The organism is Chitinophaga polysaccharea (genome assembly GCF_007829335.1).
GTDB lineage: Bacteria > Bacteroidota > Bacteroidia > Chitinophagales > Chitinophagaceae > Chitinophaga > Chitinophaga polysaccharea_B.
In genome coordinates, this window is record NZ_VIWO01000002.1 from 796,296 (window position 1) to 814,191 (window position 17,896).

The following is a 17,896-nucleotide window of genomic DNA, read 5'->3' on the forward strand; positions in this document are numbered from 1 at the left end:
TGCTCATGTCTACCACCACACTCGCCCATCCTGGCCAGCCCGTGAAGACTACGTCGCTGGAAAATTTCTTTCCTGGTTACTTCGCCCTGGTAATGGCTACTGGTATCGTTTCCATTGGCATGTTCCTGTGGGGGCATCGTTTGCCTGCAGAAATTTTCCTGGGACTGAACATTTTTTTTTACGCTCTTTTATGGGGGATCCTGATTGTGCGGATCATCAGGTATCCTTTGGTAGTATGGAATGATTTGCACCATTCTGCCCGGGGTGTTACTTTTCTTACCCTGGTAGCGGGTAATAATGTACTGGGCAGCCAGGTGGCCCTTATCACGGGTCGCATGGATATAGCGCTGATACTATGGATAGCGGGGTTTGTGTTGTGGATATTGCTCCTGTATACTTTCTTCCTGGTAAATATCATGAAAGAACCCAAGCCTACACTCTCGCAGAGTATTAGTGGTGCCTGGTTGCTGATAGTGGTGGCCACCGAATCGGTAGCGGTATTGGGCGCCATCATCGCTAACAGTAGTGTGCTGCACTGGCTGATCGCGTTTATTTCCCTTTGCACGTATATGATTGGCGGCATGTTTTATTTTGTGCTGATTGGATTGATTCTTTACCGCTGGCTTTTTTTTAGTATGAAAGCAGAAACGCTGACGCCTCCTTACTGGATTAATATGGGCGCCGTAGCCATCATTACGCTTGCAGGTTCCCGGTTGGTAATGTATGCCCATGCCCATGAAACACTCCTTGTTTGGGCTGGTTTTGTACAGGCATTCACCTTATTTTTTTGGGCTTTTGCCAGCTGGTGGATTCCCCTGTTGTTCCTGATGTTTGCGTACCGGCATTTTATAGCCCGGGTTCCGTTGCAATATGATCCGCAATATTGGTCCATGGTATTCCCGCTGGGCATGTACGGCGTATGTACGTTCACGTATTCCGCCATTACAGGCTTCAGTTTTCTCAAACCCATTTCGGCTTTATTTGTTATATTAGCTTTAAGTACCTGGGTTATTGTACTGATAGGCTTGTTTATTGAAATGTTTTCAGCAGGGAAGAAACAATAACCGCGTGTCCTCTTCCGGAAAACCTTAAACTGATCGCCATGCATTTTTCTCTCAATAAAAAAGCAGCGCTGATTTCATTTGTGGCAACGGTTGTCTGTGTGGTCATCTCTTTTTACGGGTCGCGAAAGCTGCAAAATTTTGACCCTGCGTTAATTGCTTATTTATTCGGTACGCTCTTCGCCCTCTTTGGCGGCATTTATCGCTACTGTGTATGGCTGCAGCGGCCTCCTACCTGGTTGTATTTCAAGCGTACCTGGCAACTGGTATTCAACGGCCGGTTCTTTGTCCATGCCTGGACCTTAATTACAGATGCGATAAAAAACCTGTTGTTCCAACAGTTTATTTATCCAAGGGGTAAAAAACGCTGGATCGCGCATTTTATGCTGGCCTCCGGCTGTATGGCGGCATTTGCCATTACCATTCCACTTACCCTTGGTTGGATCAACTTCACCCTGGATCCATCTACTGCGCTAGACCCGGGCATGACCAAACTTTATAACGCCAATTTCTTCGGCTTCAAAGTGATGAGCTTTCAACTGGGCTCTGCACTGGCATTTTTTATTTTCCATGCGCTTACCTGGTGCTCCTGGCTGGTGATTGCAGGAGCAGTAATATTTCTCGTGAGAAGGTTAACCAATGCGGGACTGATTGCATCTCAAACATTTGAAGGGGACTTACTGCCATTGATACTACTGATCATTATTTCGGTAACCGGACTGGGATTGAATTTCAGCTATGCTTTCATGAAAGGTATTGCATACGACTTTATGTCTGTAACACATGCCATATCGGTGATACTCTTCCTGGTATGGATTCCTTTCGGGAAGTTCTTTCATATCATCCAGCGGCCCGCTCAAATCGGTGCACATATCTACCGCCGGGAGGGTGAGAAAAAAGGTATGGCTGTTTGTCCGCATACCGGCAAGGAATTTACCTCGCAACTGCACGTCGATGATCTGAAAAGGGTGACCAGGGAATTAGGATTTGATTTCACACTGGAAGATGGCAGCTCGCACCTGGATTATAGCCCGGAAGGGAAACGCTCCCTGTTGGCGAAAGCGCATCTCAAGGCCAGGCAGGAAAACGGAAAACTATTTGGATAATCAACGCCCGCCTACCGGCGTATAAAATACGATCAGCATGGCTAAATTACCCGTATCCCCGGAAAAAATTATCACACATTTTGGTCCACATCTCAACTTCGCGCCACAGGAAGGCTATCCCGGCAGAGATGAACCCGACGCCACCGTGAAAACGCATTGCTGTTTTTGTGGTATGCAATGCGGTATCCAGTTACTGGTAAAAAACAACAAAGTGGTAGGCTTTGAGCCCTGGATGGAATTCCCTTTCAATGAAGGCAGGTTATGCCCCAAGGGGGTTCAACGATACCTCCAGGACAATCACCCCGACCGCCTGTTGGAACCGCTGCAAAGAGTGGAAGGAGAAGGCTTCAAGCCCATTGCCTGGGATGATGCACTCAACCGCGTAACTACCGCCATCAGGCAGATACAGGCTGCCCACGGGAAAGATGCCTTTTCTATTTTATCAGGCGTTTCCCTCACCAATGAAAAAAGTTATTTGATGGGCAAGTTTGCCCGGGTAGCCGTGAAGACGGCCAACCTCGATTACAACGGCCGCCTGTGCATGGTGAGTGCCGGCGCCGGTAATAAAAAAGCATTTGGGCTCGACAGAGGTTCCAACAACTACGCCGACCTGGAACATGCAGAAGTGATTATCGTTACCGGCGCCAATGTGAGCGAAACCTTTCCTACCCTCACCCACTGGCTTTGGCGTGCCAGAGATAATGGCGCCAAACTAATAGTTATAGATCCGCGGGTAATTCCGCTGGCACGTACCGCCGATATACATCTCGCCATTAAGCCGGGCACCGACTCCGCCCTGTATGGCGCTATGCTCAAACACCTGGTGGATCACGACCTGCTGGACCATGATTTTATCCGCGAACATACCACCGGTTTTGCCGACACCATTGCTGCCGTACAGGACTATACGCTGGAATGGGCCGAAGCAATAACAGGTATAGAAAAAGAGAAAATACGCCAGGCCGCCGACTTATGGGGCAGGGCCAGCACCAGCTTCCTGTTGCATGCCCGGGGCATTGAGCATCATTCCAAAGGCGTAGAAAACGTATTGGGATGTATTAACCTGGTACTGGCCACCGGGCGCATTGGCCGCCCTTACTGCGGCTATGCTACTATCACAGGCCAGGGCAACGGCCAGGGAGGCAGGGAACATGGTCATAAATGCGATCAGCTGCCCGGCAACCGCGACATCACCAATCCCGAACACCGGAAATATATAGCCGGCGTATGGGGCATTCCTGAAGCGGAACTGCCCGGGAAAGGCCTCACCGCCTGGGAACTGATAGAAGCCATCCACCAGGGAGAAGTAAAAGGATTATTATCTATCTGCTTTAATCCGCTGGTGTCGCTGCCTAACAATAACTATGTAAGAGAAGCACTGGAAAAGCTGGAGTTTTATGTTTGCATCGACTTTTTCCTCAATGAAACAGCCCGGCATGCCGACATTGTGCTGGCAGGCTCCTTACATGAAGAGGAAGAAGGCACCGTAACCACCGCGGAAGGTAGGGTAGTTCGTATACGCAGGGCCGTTACCCCTCCGGGAAATGCCCGCACCGACACATCCATTATACTGGACCTGGCAGCCAGGCTGGGAGAAGCTGATAAGTTTACCTACGCCGATACCGAAGCTATTTTTAATGAACTGCGGGTAGCCTCCAAAGGCGGTACCGCCGATTATTACGGCATCACCTATAAAAAAATTGAAGATAATATGGGCATCTTCTGGCCCTGTCCTTCAGAAGAGCATCCGGGCACACCACGGCTTTGGGAGGACAGACAATTTGCGACGCCTGATGGGAAAGCACATTTTAATCCCGTACAATTCCGCGAGCCCAGTGAAGTAACAGATAGTGAATTTCCAGTGGTACTCACTACCGGCCGCGTGGTATCGCAGTATCTCAGTGGCACGCAAACCAGGCGTATCGGTAAACTGGTAGGCCTTATCCCCGAGCCGTTGCTGGAGATACACCCCGAGCTGGCGCAACGCTATAATATCCGGCAACGCGAAACCGTGAGGGTTACCACCCGCCGCGGCAGCGCTGAGTTTCCGGCCAACATCGTAGAAACGATACGGAAAGATACCGTATTCATTCCCTACCACTGGCCCGGGAAAAAATCGGCCAACCAGCTGACCATCGGCACCCTGGACCCAGTATCCAAAATCCCTGAATTCAAGGTATGCGCCTGCCAGCTGGAGCCATTAGGCATTTTCACGCAACCCGGCGAAACAAACGCCTTTGACAGTATCTGATTTGACGCTAAATATTATAACCATATGGAAGTTACCGCCTACAAAACCGATATGGAGTTTTTCGTGGACATGCAGCGCTGCATTGGCTGTAAAGCTTGCGAAATGGCCTGCGCAGAATGCGAAACCAACGGTCACGAAAGCATGATCCATGTAAACTATGTAGAACGCGCCGTTACCATTCAAACTACGGTGCAGGTGTGCATGCATTGCGACAACCCCGTATGCGCGCGGGTATGCCCGGCAGACGCCATTTCGAAAGATGATTTTGGTGTGGTGCATACTGCCAACACCGCCCGCTGTATCGGCTGCTCCAATTGCGTAATGGCATGCCCCTTTGGTGTACCCATCAAAGAAGAAAAGTACGATATGATGATGAAGTGCAACATGTGCTATGATCGTACCAGCGCAGGCAAAAAACCGATGTGCGCCACCGTTTGTCCCAGCCAGGTCCTGTTCTACGGCACCCGGGAAGAAATCAGCCGCATGCGTCCTAACAGCACACCGGTGAACACCTTCCTTTTCGGCGCAGAAATCGTGACCACAAAAGTGAATATCATGATGCCCAAAGGCAGTACTCATTTGAGAATACATTAAACTGGATCATATGTCCGATAAACCTACTACTGAACCGCACTGGAAACAGGACTTTCCCATTGAAAGAACTGAAGCGACTAAAATCAGTCGCCGTGACTTTGCCCGGTTCCTGTGCCTGGTATCCGGGGGACTCGCCGCCGGCAGCGCCTATGTAGCCGTAAAAGCCAATTTCTTTCCACCGGAAGACGTGAAGGGAGAACATTTTATCTGTAAAACCCACAGCGTACCTACAGGCGGCACCCGATCCTTTACCCTTACAGGAAGCAACATCCCATATATACTCATCCGGCTTGAAAACGGCAGCTGGAGGGCCTACGAGCAAAAATGTACCCATCTCTCCTGCGCGGTATATTATAAGCCTGGCAGTGGCCAAATCGTATGCCCCTGCCATGAAGGGTTCTTTGATGCCATGACCGGCGACGTGCTCGCGGGGCCGCCGCCCAGGCCTTTACCGGCACTGGAAGTAGTACTGAAAGGAGAAGATGTATATGTGAAAGCGGTTGGTGGTGAATTAACTAAAAATGAGTCGTTATGAGTAACTTCAAAGATGCGCAAAACAAAGCGCATCCCAATAAAACCAATACCCTGATATCAGCACTGATCATTATTCTTATTCTGAATATCAGCCTGCAGATATGGTTACTGTATACCGGCCTTAACAATGCGCTGGGAGATAACCGGGATATTGCATTGCCGGCTTTTATTGCATCCTTGGTATTATTCCTGATCGGGTTCTTTTGGTTATATTTTTTACCGATGGGATATAAGAAGAGTAGGGAGAAGTAAAAAGCAGGCCCCTCTTATCCCGAAGCAGCCTGCTTTTTTAATCAAATGACTTTATCATTTAGTTCTTTCTGCTCAGTTTATATCCCTCCCGCATCATATTCAATCCGTAAGTAATGGTGGCCAAAGCGGTACCCAGTCCTACCAGCACGACAACTGATTCCTGGCTGCCCTGGCGAAAGGTGAGCCAGATTCCTGCCAACGCCACCAGGCTGGTCCAGGTAGCGGTGTAGTAGTCGAGCTTACGCTTAAACACCCAGGCCATTGGGTAAAAATGCAGTCCCACTATCAATGCAATAGCAGGGATAACATATTGCTGCAGCCTCAGGCTGGAGAGTACTGTACAGGTAGGGAAGATGGCTACCCCTTCTCCCCCGAAAATAATACCAAACCATTTTCCTGTTCTCTTTTCCTCTGCTTTATCTTCTTCGCTGGTTACTTTGGGAAAAGCCGCCGCAATTTTATACAGGTAAATGGCGAAACCAAGTAACAGTAAGCCAAACAGGAAGCCTATTGTCAACAAAACACTTCCATAAATAGCAGGTAATCCAAGGGAGGCTAAACGCAGCCAGAAAAAGGTAAATGCCGCCATCAGCAGCAGACCGCCGGCAACACCTCTCAGCGCTTTGCCGGGGACTAAAGGATTTTCATTCATATCAATAATAAAAATTTACATAGGAAAGTACGAAGCTTCCTGCTATTTCGTCAACGGCTAACATTAAAATCAACTTAAATATATTGGGCATCAATCGCCATCAGCAGAAAATTTGTCCAGCATATCGAGGGTGGGCACAAAAAATAGACTGCCTGTTTGGGCTGTACTGAAATCCAGCAGGCGATCATAATTCCCTTCGGGCTCCCCTATAAACATGTTTTGCAACATCTTCTTTACCGTACTAAAAGTGCTGGCATAGGCAATAAAGTAGGTTCCCATTTCATTGGTAGACATATTGCCAAAAGGCATATTATCACGGATAATTTTGAAGTCATCACCGATATTGGCCACCGCGGTATGCGCATTCTTAGGCTTCACCTCATCGGGCATTTCTATATCGGTGGATTTATAGCGACCAAATACCTTCTCCTGCTCTGTTACCGGCAAGTGATTAAAGGCTTTGAGGTCGTGTATATATTTCTGTACAAATAAATAGCTGCCTCCTTTATACGCAGGATCAGCATCACCGACAAGGCCAAAGTAGGCGCGGTCTTCGCCATGGGGATTTTCCGTACCATCTACAAAGCCCAGGATAGAGCGGCCGTCCCAGTAACGAAAACCATGTACTTCTTCCACGGCAATAGCTACCGGCGCCAGTATATCAGTGATGGCGGCCGCCATGTCGTAGCATATGCTGCTATTCGTTCCCCGCAGATGAAAATGTAAATCGCCCTTCGTGGCCACCGCGGTATGCTGCTGGCCGGCGATAGGAGCAAAATTTTCCAACTCTTTCGGAAGTGGTGCCGGCAGCTGCAATTTATTCCAGGCATCATAACCAATACCCATTACGCAGCTAACGCCACCTGTGGAAAAACGGGTATAGGCCGAATGATTCAGGTTGACGACCAGCGCGCAGATATCTTTAAAAATATCTTCGACGATAGCCTCGTCTTTAAAGTTCCATACCATAAAAATAGTGTTGATACCACCATCATCTAATACATGCTGCGGTTTAGGATTCATATCTGTGTTTATTGCACTAATGTATAATTTTCTTTAAGATGTAATAGCTATTTGTTAATCGATCACGCCATGATCGGCCACCTGCGTAATCTCAATGGGCTTACCGATCAATTCCGCCAGGGTTGCGGCTATCACCTGGCACATATTCGTGAGGGCCAGATCGTTGGCCGATGTGCCAAACGGCTCTTCAATTTCATCTGCAATTGCTTCAAATGCCACAAAGGTGTAGGCAATAAACACCACGATAAATGGGGTCAGCCACCCCAGGTTGTCAACCAGGCCAAACGGCAACAGGAAACAATAAATATAAACCGTGCGATGTAGCAGTACGCTATAACTGTATGGGATGGGCGTAGATATAATTCGCTCACAGCCTCCTATTATGTCAGCCAGTTTATCCAGGTTTTCATCAAAACGCGCCTGTTGAATGGAATCGATCCTGTTCTCTTCCCTGGCCTGTTGCACCCACCGTGCTAAGAGTTTCATCAAGACCACCGGCTTATACTTTGCTGCTGCCACCTTATCGAATTGCGCTGCATCGAGGTATTTCCCCAGGTCTTCTTCCGCAGGTGTATTTCTCAATTGGTGCTTCAGCGCATACGTTAAAGCAGTAAGCATTTGCACAAAATCCAGTACGCGGGCTTCGTTGGCAGCATCGTTTCCTAATGTCAACGCCTGACGGGTTAAAGAACGGGTTACGTTCAATAAAGCCCCCCAAAGCTTTCGTCCTTCCCAAAATCGGTCGTAACTGGCATTGTTGCGAAAACCCAGGAACAGCGCTAATACAAATCCGAATAAAGTCAATGGTGTCGGGTTAAGCGGTACCTTAAAGGAGAAAATAAAGCCATGGAAATATACAATAGCCAACGACAATATAAACAACATCAGCAGGCGAGGCAGTAATTGTGGCAGTACTGACCCATGCCACACAAAAAGCATCCTAAACCAGTGTTCTTTTGTTCTTATGATCATATACAAGCAGGTTGATGGTGCGAAAATATAAAATCCGTGCTACACCAGCGCTGAAAATACTATGGCTGGCCCCAGGGGCCAGCCATAGAGAAGAAAAACAGAGAACCGCAACGTGCTTCAGACTACAGTAAAATAGAAAAGCCCTCCAGGCTACCTGAAGGGCTATACGTTATTTAAAATAAACGGGCCGGTCGAGGTCGGCCATGAGCGTAGGATGTGCAGGCCGCCACCCCAGCTGTTCCTGGGTTTGTTTACCCGAGGCTGGTACATCCAACGAAAAGAAGCGGGCCATCCAGCCGAAATGATCCGGCGCAGCCTCGGGCGGCCTGGACTCAACGGGCAACTGCAACCCCTTCCCTATCATGGCCGCGATATCGCGGGTGGGGATACCTTCTTCTGCTACTGCATGATATCTTGCGCCCGCCGCGCCTTTTTCCAGTGCGAGCCGGAATACCCGCGCCGCATCGAAGCGATGCACGGCAGGCCAGCGATTACTGCCATCGCCGATAAACGCCGCCACACCTTTTTCCCGGGCAATATTGATGAGTGCAGGCACAAAACCATGATCCCCCTCGCCATGCACGGTTGGGGGCAGTCGTACGATGGACGCCCGCACACCACGTGCAGCGAGGGAAAGCGCCAACTCTTCCGAAGCTGCCCGTGGAATAGTACGCGGGGAGGCTGCCGGTACATCATTTTCTGTAGCGATATCGCCGTTATGTACCAGCGACGTTCCGGACGTTATCAGCAATGGTCGTTGGCTGCCTTCCAGCGCAGCTCCCAGGGCACTGATGGCGCCACGATCGGCTTCACAACTGGCGGCAAAGTTGGCAAAATCATGAATGAAGGCCAGGTGGATGACCCCATCCGCCGCGACAACACCGCGTTGCAGGCTATCCCTATCGTTAATATCGCCGCGGTGTACCTCCGCTCCTGCTGCTTCCAGCAACCGGGCAGCGGTATCCGAACGCGCCAGCCCCGTTACCTGGTGGCCCGCCTGCAATAACTCCTGTACTACAGCGGTACCAATAAACCCCGTAGCTCCTGTAACAAAAACACGCATAAATGTAATTTTGATCGGCTACAAATTTGCAGTGGAAGACTGCCTCATCACAAGGACATTTGACACAATTTTTCAAGGTCATTTGACCTACCTTTGTACCGGTCAACCGTATAAAACCGTTACCCATGTCTGACATTTTCGAAAACTACCTCCGGTCTGTGATGCCGCTTACCCAGGAGGAGCTGCAACAAATATTATCGTTATCTGTTACCAAGAAAGTGCGCCGCAGGCAACTGCTGCTGGAGGAAGGAGAAGTATGCCTTTACAAAATATTTATTACAAAAGGCCTGTTAAAATCTTACCTGCTGAAGTCCGATGGCTCGGAACATATTATGCGCTTTGCACCAGAGCAAACCTGGCTTACGGATCATGAAAGCTATATGCATCAAACGCCGTCGAAATACTTTATAGAAGCCATTGAAGATACCCATGTATTGCTGTGGACACGCGATCATTTCAATATGCTGATGGATAACATTCCTGCTTTAAAAGCTTATTCTATCCGTATTGTTTCCAATAGCCTCAACGCCAGCCAGGAAAGGATACGCATGCATATCAGCGCTACCTCTGAAGAAAAATACCAGGAATTTGTTGCTGCCTTTCCCCAGCTGGCCAACCGCATCCCATTACACCTGATCGCGTCCTACCTGGGCGTTTCCAGGGAAACACTCAGCCGGATCAGGCATGCGCAACGCATGGTGAAGCCATCATAAATCATAAAAGGGCAGCGATGTAAAGTATCATTGCTTTAGCGCAACTCTTTTTTCATCATGAGATCTGTTTGCTCATCATTTCCTACTTTAAAAATATGTTTGTCGAAAACGACAAATCCATTTTTTTCATAAAAGCGAATAGCCCTGGGATTTTCCTCCCATACACCCAGCCAGAGATAAGACTTTCCCTGTAGCTGCGCTATTTCCAAAGCTCTATCGTACAATAATTGTCCCACCTTCTTTCCATGGTACGCACTTTTTACATAGATGCGTTCTATCTCTATCCCTTCTTTCTCCTGCAATTCCGTTTGCGCCTGGCCGGTGTTCAACTTCAGGTAGCCCACCGCTTCAATTCCTTCTCTGGCAATAAAAAAAAGTGATTCGGGGTGACTCAATTCGGCCTTGATTTTAACTTCACTAAAATGCTCGTCCAGGTATTTGTCCATATCATCCCCGGTATTGCCGTGGGCAAAGGTTTCAAAGAAAGTCTGCCGCCCGATCCCCTGTATCGTAGCCATATCCCCGAGCGAAGCTTTCTGTATCACTATCTGTTCCATACTGTCACTAAGATTTATACAAAGTTACCCCTGCAGCAGATGACATCAGTGGGCCAATTGTAATAAAACAGGTAGTCCAATCGTGACCTGTATTTTTGTTTCTTTGTTTACGCTTCCGGAACAAATGCCACCGCCTCCACCTCCACCAGGAAATCGGGCCTGGCCAGCGCCGACACAAAAAGGCCAGATATAGCAGGCGGGTTTTTCAAATGACCCAGGTATTTTTGGGAAGCCTGAAATCCATGATATAAATCCTGTCCCTGCACAATATAAATCGTTAGTTTCACCAGGTCTTCAAATGTAGCCCCACAAGCCCACAGCGCTGTTTGAAGATTTTCCATCACTTGTGCCGTTTGTACACCGATGTCTCCCTTGCCGACGATTTCTCCTTGTGCATTGACGGCATCCTGTCCGCCAACATAAATCGTTTTTCCGTTTCCGTGCGTAGTAACTACCTGTGAGAACGCCGGATTTTTTGAAAGACCATCGGGATTGATATGCTGTACCTGGGAACTCATGCTTGAAGATTTTTATGGTTAGAATAAGGTTATTTTGCCGCGACTGTCCTATATTCGGCTTAGTTGGTGCAGTCGGTAGCACAATTTAATTATTATATTTATAACGAGAACACACCAGATAGATGCTTACTGTTCCAGGTGACATTATAACACCGCGATTAATATTACGACTGCTCGGCCCGGCAGCTACCCAGGCCTGCCTTGCGCATGATCCGGCAACTGCCGGGCAGTTACTGGGCGTTCCTGTTTCCCCTGCACTGCTGGATACGCCCAGTGCGCTGGAGCATGACCTGCGCCAGCTGCAGCAAGAGGCTGCCTACGCGCCCTGGGCATCCCGGGCTATTATCCTGAAAGCGGAAATGAAAATGATTGGCCTGATACGATTTCACAGCCGGCCCTCGTCACCTGCCGACAAATTTTACCGGGAAAACGCCGCAGAAATGGGATATGAAATTTATGCTGACTATCAACGCCGGGGATATGCACGGGAAGCCATTACCAGCATTATGCACTGGGCCCTGGAAACCTCCGGCGTACATCGTTTTCTTGCGTCGGTAGCACCGGAAAATATAGCTTCGTTATCCCTGGTTCAGGGGTTAGGCTTTATGAAAGTAGATGAGGTGATGGATGAAACCGATGGGCTGGAATACGTGTTCCTGCTGGATACCAACGGCAATACAGGAGCCGGATACCCTTCTTATTAAGACATCCGGCTCCTGCCCTATCAATGATGAAGTGGAGCCACTGGCCGGCGCAGGGCCGCTAACAGAGAGATGCCCAGTATACAAAGCACGCTTTCAATCACCAGCCATTGCGTTCCAAACGCGCCCAGCGGTCCTTCCATTGAAATGGTGAGGAGCCTTGATATCGCATAGAGTCCCCATAGCACACTGGCAAAAGTAACGCCCTGTTGTACGTCCTTCAATGCCCAACGTACCAACGCCAGGGTAATGGTAAGTCCCACGCCACCATATACGCCCCGTATAGAACTGAATGCATCGTTATTAGATAGCTTTACCTGCACCAGGTCCATGACCGACTGGGGATTAGAAAAGGCCATCAGGCTCACCATCAGGAGACTTGCGGCAGAAAAAAAGAGGTAAATGCGGGACAGGATAAGGCTTGCACGGGTATGTTTCATTGCTTATTGTTTTTGATACTGCAAATGTGGGTGGATGCCGGTAGATAAATCTTGGTATAGACAAAGATTTATGTCAGAAAAAAGGCGCTCCCGGGGTGTGAAGTATCAAGCAACCACTTATGCTTACCCTGCCGGTACATAAGTAACTTCAACGACGCCCTTATCCAACTCCTTTACCTGCTTGCACTGCAGGCTGGCAAACATACCTTCTGTAAAAAAGCGCAGGCCATTACCCATGATATGTGGCTGTATCATTACTTTTAATTCATCCAGCAGCCCGGCGGCCAGCAAACTACGCACCAACGTACCGCTGCCCTGTACCAGTATATTTCCTTCGCCGGATGCCTTCAGTCCTTTCAGCGTTTCGATGATGTCGTCATTGATAATGGTGGAGTTTTCCCAGGCGGCTTCCTCCATAGTACCCGATACCACGTACTTAGGGGTTTTGTTGAGTTTATCAGCCACGCCCATTTCATTGTTTTTAAATGCCGACCAGTATGGATACAACATCTGGTAGGTATTACGGCCGTACAACATCGCGGAACAATCATGAATGTTTTCGCTGATGAGCGTAGCACGGCTGTCGCTGTGATAAGGGTTGAACCATTCGGCCATCAGGGTAGCGTCGAAGATGCCATCCAGGGACATCCATTCAGTAGCAATTATCTTTCTCATTGTTTTAAGTTTTAACCAAAATTAGCCCGGGTGGCGAGGTTAAAATAGAATGGACCCGACAAAATCATTTTTCGGCCGTGTAACCGGCACGTAATGCGAGGTAGTCCTTAGGGCTCATACCGGTAAATTCTTTAAATACCCGGATAAAATGACTCTGATCAGAAAAGCCATTGCGATAGGCGATATCGCTTAGCTTAGTAAACTCAAAGTGGTTGAGCTGTTGAAAGGCCACTTGGAACTGGCAGATCCTTTTATAGAGTTTAGGAGAAATACCCACCTGGTCTTCGAATAACCGCTGTACTGATCTCTCGGTACTAAACAGCTGCTCCCGCAGTTTGCCCAACGCTTTCCCGCTTGCATCTTTTTGCAGGGCAGCGGTCGCAAAAGCGATACGGCTGTAGTCAATACAATCGTTGGCTATGCGCTGTAACAGGAAGGCATTAATGAGCGCTAATTGTGCTGCTACAGAAGGCGCATTAAGCAATTGCTCCTGCAGGCTAATAGTCTTTGCCGGCTTCAGGTCGTTCACATCTACCAGCGTATCGGTCAATTCACCTGCAGTGATGCCCAGTATAGCTTTAATAGCATAAGGATGGAGGAAATAGGCAATGAGTACAAAACGTTCCTGTATAAAAAGATTGGTGGGCGCCACCGCCTGCCCATACACGCTGATATGTCCTACCTGGCTATCATTGCGCTGCCCCCGGGTACTTTGAAACACCAGCGTTGGCGTACCATTGGCATACAATGGCAATACAAAACCGGCCCGGTCCTGCGGATGTTCAATGACCATAATACTTCTTACATAAGAAGACAGCGCTGCGGGTGGTAACAAGGATTGTATATTCACTGCCGTATAAGTTTGCGATTACAACCTGTCAGAAAGATAAGGATTACTCCGCGCTAAAACAAACTCCCCTGTATGACTGCCGGTGGCATGGTAGGATGAAATAACCCTACAATGGTAAATGGTTGCTTCAAGCTGGCTTGAGCATTTTGGGTAGTTCCCAGGAAAAAGTGCAGATCTGTATTTCGTGCATACTCCTGCAGGTATTTCTTTCTTACCAGGTTGATGGCTTTCTGCTCTTTGTCTGCTCCACCGGATGCTTTCAGGCTTTTCCAGTACAGTGACGCCAGTTGCCAGTCCTCTATCGGCAATATAATCTCTTCACTTTTATCATCTGTAAAACGGAAGGAGAATTTATAGGGTAACTTAGGCATCACGGTAAAAGGATCTTCCGGTTGTTCCGTCACCCGCCCGCTTTCTTTCTCCTCCGCTAACCTTTGTAATTGTTGAGGGTCCCAGTCCGGGTCTGTTTCTTCCACCAGGAAACCCAGTATGCGGGTGGGCTTAAACACCGCCAGCGAAGTATAGAATGCTTCGTGTTTGGCTTCCATGAGTAAGGTAGATAGGTTGTGGTAAACAGTTTTTAACACCACAGCTTTTCTTTCATTCCAATGATCTGTTATGCCCAGGTGTCCAATTTTCTTAACCGGCGCTTCTGCTGAAACCGGCCTGAAACTTTCCATTCTGAAATCCCTGGGATGCCGTACCAGGTCCATCTCTACCCAATCATACAACTGGTATTGTTCCTCGTATACTTTTTTTGAAAACGGGATAGGATATATCCTGATGAAGATCCCATCGGGCGTGAAACCGGCAATGCTTACCTGCTCATCGTAATGGGAAGATATAGTGGGGTAACTTTTTACGGTGATCAAAATTTTTATCAAAGGCATGCGCACAATCTTTTTAAAGCATCCGCAAAACTAAGGTAAATCATTGAAAATAAAAAAGTTACAACCAATACGATATTTCATAACCGATGCAATGCGTGGTAAGATTAATCCGCTACCTATACCCTTTCCCGGGAAGCATCACTCGAAAAATTTATTTTATTTATATTTTTTATTTTTTGTAACTTCAGCCAGGATGATATAAATCCTATTTATCGAGCACCTAGACTTTAACTCCAATTAACACTACTGCTGTAAGAGCAAAGTGTAACATTTATGGAATGTGCTGGCAGCATTAAATTATTCCCTATAAATTAAAAGTTACCTCAATAACAGCAAATCATATAGCATTATGAAATAAATGACTTCGCACGCAAGCATTTAAGTATTTCCCAAAACCTAAGTATCACTTCAATCTTCCCCGACAATGACCAATACCTATCTTAAAAGTATTTTCCTGCTTCTTCTCAGTGTTTTCTCTTTCGGAAAAATATATGGGCAACAGGTCGTGTACGACTTCGACCGTCCCGAAGCACTGGATGGGAAAGTGCCATTCGACAGGGCCTTCCAGCTAAAGCTGGTACATATTAAGCCGGAGGTAACCGCTATTTCCGCTACTATCTACCCGGTAGGCGTTACCAACTACCGGAAGTTGATGAAAGACGCCGGCTTTATTAAGAAAGGGAAAAGAGTCAATGGAAAAAGGATCTTTCTTTCCAATGATGTGCTGCTGAACAACACCCTCAGCCCTATCTTAGTGGACTCTGTTACCCGGAATGTCAACTTCGCCGATACTGGCACCCAGGTAATAATACCCCACCTGATCACACTTCAGCCCAGCACAGATTATTTCATACAAATAAACACTTACAGTAAAAGAGAATTGACGGATGCAGAATCGGCTGCTGTATTGGCTGCGCTGGTAAGTAGTGATGCCATCCCTGGATTGTTAAACAATTTTGCCAAAGTTAATGTGGCCAATCCTCACATTCCTTTTGACCAGACATTCTCTAATTTTGTAAGAGCGATAAGAGAAAATGCGCTCAGCACCGCCCGAAAAATTAACAAAGATTATACCCTCGAACTGTCGGATAAGGATATCATCAGTCAACTACACGGCTATGCGGATATGTATAATAAAATTGCTACTACTGCTATCCAGATCGGGGAGATAGGCAAAGATGCCCTTCTGAATGACTCTCTTAAAAAAGTTGCCAGGAATAATTTTGTTGCGCAGGCTACCAATACCATGATGCAGGTTGACTGGTCAACTATTAAAGAACCGGATATCCCAGCCATTATGGCGCAGCTTTATCATGTCATTCCTAAAGACAGCAGCTTATCTGTGAGCGGGACCTATGGACTCATCGCGAAAAATATCAAAGCCGCTATTGAGTCCCGCGATGCGGCCAACAGGTATCTTACCTACAGCTTAATTGCCAGTTCCATCAAATTGCAAGGCGTGCTGGCCTGTACCTATCCCGAAGAATTTGTGAAGCAGGCGAGCCAATTTATCGCTTCCGACTTAGGTCTCGCTTATGTTTGGGGCATTGGCCGGGTAAATCCATATATTGGTGTACAGGTGGCATTATCTCCACTGGATGATTCCATCCCGTTGCGGGAATATAGAGGCTTCGGACCTATTGTTCGTTCCAGGCTTTCTTTCCTTATTGGTATTTCTGTAGACGCTGTTGCCAAAGACAGCGTAAGAAGGGGGCTTTTCGGTGGCCAGGCACTGATATTGGGCACCGGCATAAAATTATGGCCATGGCTCAAAGTCAACAGTGGCTTTTATCTGTACTATCGCGAACCAGCGAATCCTACCACTTCCAGGGATAACCTCCGATTTCACGGATCTCCATTCGTATCGCTATCTATTGATGTAAGGGTACAATCACTCCTGAACGGCGTGGGAAGTGCCATTTTCAGAACCCGTCAAACTATGTAACTATGGGACAACCAGTTCTTTTGCTCGACAACGTTAAAATACTCGCTTCAGATGGAAGCTCTAATGTAAAAAACGGACGCGATGTGTGTACCGTCTTCTATGACGCCGTAGTGACCAGCCCCGAACAAAATCCCGTACAGGTAGTGAGCTTTGTGCTCTCCGACCTGAAGGTAGCCATAGATCCCGCCAGCTGGCAAAAAACGATGCTGATCAGCGACGACTTCCTTACCTATACCCAGCTTGTTGATATCCACTCTGATGTACAATCGGCAGATCCGATAGAAATAAGGGTGAGTCTTACGATCCAGGATCGGCTTAACAACCGGAGAGAACAAATTACCAGCTTCACACTAATTCCCTGATCAATGATGAAAGCCAAATTAATTGCCCTCATAAACATCCTGCTACTGGCTCTCCTGCCTGCCTGTGACCGGGAAGATGATCTCTATTCCATGGGTAATACGTCGGGACCAAAACTAAAGGATATCATCGCATTCCAGGAGCTTTCTGTCATCTCACTGGATGCTGATAGCGCCTCTGGCTGCCATATCAAGGTAAAAATCAACCCCGAAGCAAGTGCCGGTAAGCGCACCGTGACCTTCGTGGCCAGGAGCGGTGCATTCCCTAATAATGACACCATCCAGGTTGTAAAGGCCAATGATGAGGGCATTGCTACCACCACCCTGGTTAGTAAGCAACCCGGTAAATGCATGATTAAGGCCATTACCGATATCTATACAATCGATACCTTTATTATGGTGAACGCCGCGCTGCCAGATGACATACTACTTACCAGCGATCCTTACACCGGTGATACCAGCACTTCTTTCTCTATTTCCGCTGAACTGGTGCGCAACCCGGGCCGGGGCACGGTTACCGATCCTGTCAAAGTATTTTTTGTGATCACGCCGCTGGATACCAGCATCAATCTCATTTACCCGTCCTTCTCATTTTCCAGTACGCATCTCGCCACCATCAATATTACTAATCCTTACAAAGTATCCGGGAAGTTTAAAGTAGTGTCGAAGGTCTTGTCTTCACAAGGCGATACACTCAAAAGAGATGTTATGCTGCACATTAATAAATAGCAATATCCCTG

General features: G+C 47.8%; 21 protein-coding genes. 11 read left to right on the top strand and 10 right to left on the bottom strand.

What is annotated here, in order from left to right; all coding sequences use genetic code 11:
* Nucleotides 1-5: 5 nt before the first annotated feature.
* Genes FHW36_RS11265 through FHW36_RS11290 form a run of 6 tightly spaced genes read left to right on the top strand, consistent with a single transcriptional unit; the run spans nucleotide 6 to nucleotide 5,798 of the window.
* Nucleotides 6-1,064 carry a tellurite resistance/C4-dicarboxylate transporter family protein gene (locus FHW36_RS11265; RefSeq protein WP_145667387.1) on the top strand — a complete coding sequence of 353 codons (1,059 nt, stop codon included), beginning with the start codon at nucleotides 6-8 and terminating at the stop codon, nucleotides 1,062-1,064.
* A gap of 38 nt (nucleotides 1,065-1,102) precedes the next feature.
* Entirely contained in the window at nucleotides 1,103-2,167 is a 1,065-nt protein-coding gene (locus tag FHW36_RS11270) for an MFS transporter (protein ID WP_186452387.1), read from the top strand.
* A gap of 37 nt (nucleotides 2,168-2,204) precedes the next feature.
* Nucleotides 2,205-4,418 carry a molybdopterin oxidoreductase family protein gene (locus tag FHW36_RS11275; RefSeq protein ID WP_145667393.1) on the top strand — a complete coding sequence of 738 codons (2,214 nt, stop codon included), beginning with the start codon at nucleotides 2,205-2,207 and terminating at the stop codon, nucleotides 4,416-4,418.
* A 24-nt stretch (nucleotides 4,419-4,442) separates the two neighbouring features.
* Nucleotides 4,443-5,012 carry a 4Fe-4S dicluster domain-containing protein gene (locus tag FHW36_RS11280; protein WP_145667396.1) on the top strand — a complete coding sequence of 190 codons (570 nt, stop codon included), beginning with the start codon at nucleotides 4,443-4,445 and terminating at the stop codon, nucleotides 5,010-5,012.
* Nucleotides 5,013-5,022: 10 nt separating this feature from the next.
* The gene (locus FHW36_RS11285) at nucleotides 5,023-5,547 is read left to right on the top strand and encodes a QcrA and Rieske domain-containing protein (RefSeq protein ID WP_145667399.1); all 525 of its coding nucleotides are present in this window, start codon (nucleotides 5,023-5,025) and stop codon (nucleotides 5,545-5,547) included.
* Entirely contained in the window at nucleotides 5,544-5,798 is a 255-nt protein-coding gene (locus FHW36_RS11290) for a DUF6755 family protein (RefSeq protein ID WP_145667402.1), read from the top strand. Before FHW36_RS11285 ends, FHW36_RS11290 begins: the two co-directional genes overlap by 4 nt.
* Before the next feature lie 58 nt (nucleotides 5,799-5,856).
* Here FHW36_RS11290 and FHW36_RS11295 read toward each other — a convergent pair whose 3' ends face one another.
* From FHW36_RS11295 to FHW36_RS11310, 4 genes are all read right to left on the bottom strand, one after another.
* The gene (locus FHW36_RS11295; protein ID WP_145667406.1) at nucleotides 5,857-6,450 is read right to left on the bottom strand and encodes a hypothetical protein; all 594 of its coding nucleotides are present in this window, start codon (nucleotides 6,448-6,450) and stop codon (nucleotides 5,857-5,859) included.
* Between the two features lie 90 nt (nucleotides 6,451-6,540).
* The gene (locus FHW36_RS11300) at nucleotides 6,541-7,473 is read right to left on the bottom strand and encodes a Dyp-type peroxidase (RefSeq protein ID WP_145667409.1); all 933 of its coding nucleotides are present in this window, start codon (nucleotides 7,471-7,473) and stop codon (nucleotides 6,541-6,543) included.
* A gap of 54 nt (nucleotides 7,474-7,527) precedes the next feature.
* Complete coding sequence (locus FHW36_RS11305) at nucleotides 7,528-8,445, bottom strand: bestrophin family protein (protein WP_145667412.1); 918 nt, start codon at nucleotides 8,443-8,445, stop codon at nucleotides 7,528-7,530.
* 169 nt (nucleotides 8,446-8,614) lie between these two features.
* Nucleotides 8,615-9,508, bottom strand: a complete 894-nt coding sequence (locus FHW36_RS11310; RefSeq protein WP_145667415.1) for an SDR family oxidoreductase — start codon at nucleotides 9,506-9,508, stop codon at nucleotides 8,615-8,617.
* A gap of 125 nt (nucleotides 9,509-9,633) precedes the next feature.
* On the opposite strand from FHW36_RS11310, the gene FHW36_RS11315 reads away from it, so the two are divergent.
* A complete protein-coding gene (locus tag FHW36_RS11315) occupies nucleotides 9,634-10,221 on the top strand; it encodes a Crp/Fnr family transcriptional regulator (RefSeq protein ID WP_145667418.1) in 588 nt (195 codons plus the stop codon).
* A gap of 35 nt (nucleotides 10,222-10,256) precedes the next feature.
* Here the strand turns inward: FHW36_RS11315 and FHW36_RS11320 are convergent, their stop codons facing one another.
* Nucleotides 10,257-10,778 (bottom strand): GNAT family N-acetyltransferase, encoded by a 522-nt coding sequence (locus FHW36_RS11320; protein WP_145667421.1) that lies wholly within the window; start codon nucleotides 10,776-10,778, stop codon nucleotides 10,257-10,259.
* A 107-nt stretch (nucleotides 10,779-10,885) separates the two neighbouring features.
* Complete coding sequence (locus tag FHW36_RS11325; RefSeq protein WP_145667424.1) at nucleotides 10,886-11,296, bottom strand: RidA family protein; 411 nt, start codon at nucleotides 11,294-11,296, stop codon at nucleotides 10,886-10,888.
* A gap of 122 nt (nucleotides 11,297-11,418) precedes the next feature.
* Here FHW36_RS11325 and FHW36_RS11330 point away from each other — a divergent pair, with 122 nt between their 5' ends.
* Complete coding sequence (locus tag FHW36_RS11330) at nucleotides 11,419-12,000, top strand: GNAT family N-acetyltransferase (protein WP_145667427.1); 582 nt, start codon at nucleotides 11,419-11,421, stop codon at nucleotides 11,998-12,000.
* A 20-nt stretch (nucleotides 12,001-12,020) separates the two neighbouring features.
* On the opposite strand, the gene FHW36_RS11335 is transcribed toward FHW36_RS11330, so the two are convergent.
* The 4 genes from FHW36_RS11335 to FHW36_RS11350 form a co-directional block, all read right to left on the bottom strand.
* Complete coding sequence (locus FHW36_RS11335) at nucleotides 12,021-12,437, bottom strand: DUF4345 domain-containing protein (protein ID WP_145667430.1); 417 nt, start codon at nucleotides 12,435-12,437, stop codon at nucleotides 12,021-12,023.
* A 123-nt stretch (nucleotides 12,438-12,560) separates the two neighbouring features.
* A complete protein-coding gene (locus tag FHW36_RS11340; RefSeq protein ID WP_145667433.1) occupies nucleotides 12,561-13,112 on the bottom strand; it encodes a dihydrofolate reductase family protein in 552 nt (183 codons plus the stop codon).
* A gap of 64 nt (nucleotides 13,113-13,176) precedes the next feature.
* Nucleotides 13,177-13,962 carry a helix-turn-helix domain-containing protein gene (locus tag FHW36_RS11345; protein WP_145667436.1) on the bottom strand — a complete coding sequence of 262 codons (786 nt, stop codon included), beginning with the start codon at nucleotides 13,960-13,962 and terminating at the stop codon, nucleotides 13,177-13,179.
* Nucleotides 13,963-14,015: 53 nt separating this feature from the next.
* Nucleotides 14,016-14,852: a hypothetical protein gene (locus tag FHW36_RS11350; protein WP_145667439.1), complete on the bottom strand. Its 837-nt coding sequence runs from the start codon at nucleotides 14,850-14,852 to the stop codon at nucleotides 14,016-14,018.
* Between the two features lie 424 nt (nucleotides 14,853-15,276).
* Between FHW36_RS11350 and FHW36_RS11355 the strand changes: the two genes are divergently transcribed.
* Genes FHW36_RS11355 through FHW36_RS11365 form a run of 3 tightly spaced genes read left to right on the top strand, consistent with a single transcriptional unit; the run spans nucleotide 15,277 to nucleotide 17,885 of the window.
* Entirely contained in the window at nucleotides 15,277-16,797 is a 1,521-nt protein-coding gene (locus tag FHW36_RS11355) for a hypothetical protein (RefSeq protein WP_145667442.1), read from the top strand.
* Between the two features lie 2 nt (nucleotides 16,798-16,799).
* Nucleotides 16,800-17,159, top strand: coding sequence for a hypothetical protein (locus FHW36_RS11360; RefSeq protein ID WP_145667445.1), 360 nt, complete (start codon nucleotides 16,800-16,802; stop codon nucleotides 17,157-17,159).
* 3 nt (nucleotides 17,160-17,162) lie between these two features.
* Entirely contained in the window at nucleotides 17,163-17,885 is a 723-nt protein-coding gene (locus FHW36_RS11365; protein ID WP_145667448.1) for a hypothetical protein, read from the top strand.
* Nucleotides 17,886-17,896: the final 11 nt, after the last annotated feature.

What these genes read in the sequence shown, in the direction of transcription:
- FHW36_RS11335 (WP_145667430.1), bottom strand. Translation starts at nt 12,437, where the DNA reads ATGAAACATACCCGTGCAAGCCTTATCCTGTCCCGCATTTACCTCTTT.
- FHW36_RS11280 (WP_145667396.1), top strand. Translation starts at nt 4,443, where the DNA reads ATGGAAGTTACCGCCTACAAAACCGATATGGAGTTTTTCGTGGACATG.
- FHW36_RS11265 (WP_145667387.1), top strand. Translation starts at nt 6, where the DNA reads ATGTCTACCACCACACTCGCCCATCCTGGCCAGCCCGTGAAGACTACG.
- FHW36_RS11340 (WP_145667433.1), bottom strand. Translation starts at nt 13,112, where the DNA reads ATGAGAAAGATAATTGCTACTGAATGGATGTCCCTGGATGGCATCTTC.
- FHW36_RS11295 (WP_145667406.1), bottom strand. Translation starts at nt 6,450, where the DNA reads ATGAATGAAAATCCTTTAGTCCCCGGCAAAGCGCTGAGAGGTGTTGCC.
- FHW36_RS11290 (WP_145667402.1), top strand. Translation starts at nt 5,544, where the DNA reads ATGAGTAACTTCAAAGATGCGCAAAACAAAGCGCATCCCAATAAAACC.
- FHW36_RS11275 (WP_145667393.1), top strand. Translation starts at nt 2,205, where the DNA reads ATGGCTAAATTACCCGTATCCCCGGAAAAAATTATCACACATTTTGGT.
- FHW36_RS11270 (WP_186452387.1), top strand. Translation starts at nt 1,103, where the DNA reads ATGCATTTTTCTCTCAATAAAAAAGCAGCGCTGATTTCATTTGTGGCA.
- FHW36_RS11285 (WP_145667399.1), top strand. Translation starts at nt 5,023, where the DNA reads ATGTCCGATAAACCTACTACTGAACCGCACTGGAAACAGGACTTTCCC.
- FHW36_RS11315 (WP_145667418.1), top strand. Translation starts at nt 9,634, where the DNA reads ATGTCTGACATTTTCGAAAACTACCTCCGGTCTGTGATGCCGCTTACC.
- FHW36_RS11310 (WP_145667415.1), bottom strand. Translation starts at nt 9,508, where the DNA reads ATGCGTGTTTTTGTTACAGGAGCTACGGGGTTTATTGGTACCGCTGTA.
- FHW36_RS11325 (WP_145667424.1), bottom strand. Translation starts at nt 11,296, where the DNA reads ATGAGTTCCCAGGTACAGCATATCAATCCCGATGGTCTTTCAAAAAAT.
- FHW36_RS11365 (WP_145667448.1), top strand. Translation starts at nt 17,163, where the DNA reads ATGATGAAAGCCAAATTAATTGCCCTCATAAACATCCTGCTACTGGCT.
- FHW36_RS11305 (WP_145667412.1), bottom strand. Translation starts at nt 8,445, where the DNA reads ATGATCATAAGAACAAAAGAACACTGGTTTAGGATGCTTTTTGTGTGG.
- FHW36_RS11350 (WP_145667439.1), bottom strand. Translation starts at nt 14,852, where the DNA reads ATGCCTTTGATAAAAATTTTGATCACCGTAAAAAGTTACCCCACTATA.
- FHW36_RS11355 (WP_145667442.1), top strand. Translation starts at nt 15,277, where the DNA reads ATGACCAATACCTATCTTAAAAGTATTTTCCTGCTTCTTCTCAGTGTT.
- FHW36_RS11330 (WP_145667427.1), top strand. Translation starts at nt 11,419, where the DNA reads ATGCTTACTGTTCCAGGTGACATTATAACACCGCGATTAATATTACGA.
- FHW36_RS11320 (WP_145667421.1), bottom strand. Translation starts at nt 10,778, where the DNA reads ATGGAACAGATAGTGATACAGAAAGCTTCGCTCGGGGATATGGCTACG.
- FHW36_RS11360 (WP_145667445.1), top strand. Translation starts at nt 16,800, where the DNA reads ATGGGACAACCAGTTCTTTTGCTCGACAACGTTAAAATACTCGCTTCA.
- FHW36_RS11300 (WP_145667409.1), bottom strand. Translation starts at nt 7,473, where the DNA reads ATGAATCCTAAACCGCAGCATGTATTAGATGATGGTGGTATCAACACT.